At 72.0% G+C, this 2356-nt stretch carries 2 protein-coding genes; both read right to left on the bottom strand.

From position 1 onward, the window contains the following. Window positions 1–29 precede the first annotated feature (29 nt). Window positions 30–1118, bottom strand: a complete 1089-nt coding sequence (murG, locus tag VIW71_RS16370; protein ID WP_331623035.1) for an undecaprenyldiphospho-muramoylpentapeptide beta-N-acetylglucosaminyltransferase — start codon at window positions 1116–1118, stop codon at window positions 30–32. Window positions 1119–1124: 6 nt separating this feature from the next. Then, window positions 1125–2356 (bottom strand): putative lipid II flippase FtsW (gene ftsW / locus VIW71_RS16365; RefSeq protein ID WP_331623034.1); only part of this gene is annotated, 1232 nt, incomplete at its 5' end.

Here is a 2356-nt window from a genome sequence, read left to right as displayed (position 1 = left end):
TGCCCGGGCCAACCCTGACCGGCGCGGCGCTAGCGACGGTCGGCCACCGCCTCGTACACCATGCGGAGCAGCAGCTCGTCCGCGTCACGGCGGCCGAATTCGGCGGCGGCGCGGGACATGTCGTAGAGGCGGTGCGGGTCGGTGAGGACGGGGAGGACGTTGCCGAGGACCCAGTCGGGGGTCAGTTCGGCGTCGTCGACCAGCAGGCCGCCGCCGGCCTTGACGAGCGGCTGCGCGTTGAGCCGCTGCTCGCCGTTGCCGATGGGCAGCGGCACGTAGGCGGCGGGCAGTCCCACGGCGGACAGTTCCGCGACGGTCATCGCGCCGGCCCGGCAGAGCATCATGTCGGCGGCGGCGTAGGCGAGATCCATCCGGTCCAGGTACGGCACCGGGCGGTACGGGGGCATGCCGGGCATGTTGTCGGACCGGGGCAGTTCGTTCTTGGGGCCGACCGCGTGCAGGATCTGGATGCCGGACTGCTGGAGCCGGGGGGCGACCGTGGCGATCACCTCGTTGAGCCGGCGGGCGCCCTGGGAGCCGCCGGAGACCAGCAGGGTGGGCAGGTTCTGGTCGAGGCCGAACACGTGCCGGGCCTCGGGCCGGGCGGCAGCCCGGTCGAGGGTGGCGATGCTGCGGCGCAGCGGGATGCCGATGTAGCGGGCGTCGCGCAGCTTGCTGTCGGGCGTGGAGACGGCGACCGTGTGCGCGTACCGGGAGCCGATCTTGTTGGCCAGGCCCGGCCGGGCGTTGGCCTCGTGGACCACGATCGGCACGCCGAGCCGTTTCGCGGCCAGGTAGCCGGGCAGCGCCACGTATCCGCCGAAGCCGACCACGCAGTCGGCCTTGGTGCGCTCCAGGATCTGCTCGGCGGCCTTGATGGTGCCGCGCAGCCGCCCGGGAACGGTGATCAGTTCGGGGGTGGGGCGGCGGGGCAGCGGGACGGCGGGGATCAGCGCCAGCTCATAGCCGCGCTCGGGCACCAGCCTGGTCTCCAGGCCCTTCTCGGTGCCCAGTGCCGTGATGCCCACGGTCGGGTCCTGCCTGCGCAGGGCATCGGCGAGCGCGAGCGCGGGCTCGATGTGGCCGGCGGTCCCCCCACCGGCGAGTACGACATGCACCGAAATTCACCGCTCTCCGGACGGCCGCCGTCTGGCGCGCCGTCGCATCGTCCGTGTCATTGCCCCGGTCAGGGAGTTGCGCCCCCGCGTGGCCAAGGCCGCCCGCGCCGCCGGCTCGCTTCTGGCGAAGGAGATCAGCAGCCCGATCGCGAACATGGTCGGCAGGAGGGCGGAGCCTCCGTAGGAGAACAGCGGGAGCGGGACTCCGGCGATCGGCAGCAGGCCGAGCACCGCACCGATGTTGATCACGGCCTGAGCCGTGATCCAGGTGGTCACGCCACCCGCTGCGAACCTGACGAAGGGGTCCTCCGTGCGACCCGCCACGCGGATACCCGCGTAGCCTAGTGCCGCGAAGAGGGCGAGCACCGACAGCGTCCCCGCCAGACCCAGTTCCTCCCCGGTCACGGCGAAGATGAAGTCGGTGTGCGGCTCGGGAAGCTCACCCCATTTTTCCACACTCGCACCCAGTCCGGATCCGAACCAGCCGCCGGACGCCAGGGCGTAGATCCCGTGCACCGCCTGCCAGCACCCGCTGCCGGGGTCGCTGGCGCCGATGCAGTGCAGCCGGTCCATCCGGTTGGGGCTGGTGGCCACGGCGAGGGTGGCCAGCGACACGGCGCCGGCCAGCACGCCGGCGAACAGCCGGGCGGGGGCGCCGGCCAGCCACAGCGTGCCGAACAGGATCGCGGTGAGGATCATCGTGGTGCCCAGGTCCCCCCCGAGCATGATCAGGCCGAGCAGCAGGACGGTGACCGGCACCAGCGGTACGAGCAGGTGTTTCCACTGCACCAGCAGGTGCCTGTCGTTCTTGCGGGCCAGCAGGTCGGAGCCCCACAGCACGAGGGCGAGCTTGCCGAACTCGCTGGGCTGGAGCTGGAACGGGCCCCCGACGGAGATCCAGTTGGTGTTGCCGTTGACGGTCTGCCCTATCCCGGGCACCTGCACCAGGATCATCAGGAACACCGCCCCGAGCAGCAGCGGATACGCCAGCGCGCGGTGCGTCCGTACCGGCATCCGGGCGGCGGCGTAGAGCAGCACCGAGCCGAGGGCCACCGCGAGCAGCTGCTTGCGGAAGTAGAACGTGGACGGCAGGCCGCTGCGCAGTGCCTGGATCATCGACGCGGAGTAGACCATCACCAGGCCCAGCACGGTGATCAGCAGCCCGGCCCCGAGGATCACGTAGTACGCGGTCAGCGGCCGGTCCCAGGCGGCCCGCAGCCGCCCTGGCAGGCGGGCCG

It is taken from the genome of Streptomyces sp. (assembly GCF_036524955.1).
Classification (GTDB): domain Bacteria; phylum Actinomycetota; class Actinomycetes; order Streptomycetales; family Streptomycetaceae; genus Actinacidiphila.
The sequence above is the reverse complement of the archived record's forward strand: the minus strand, read 5'-3'. Positions and strand labels throughout refer to the sequence as shown.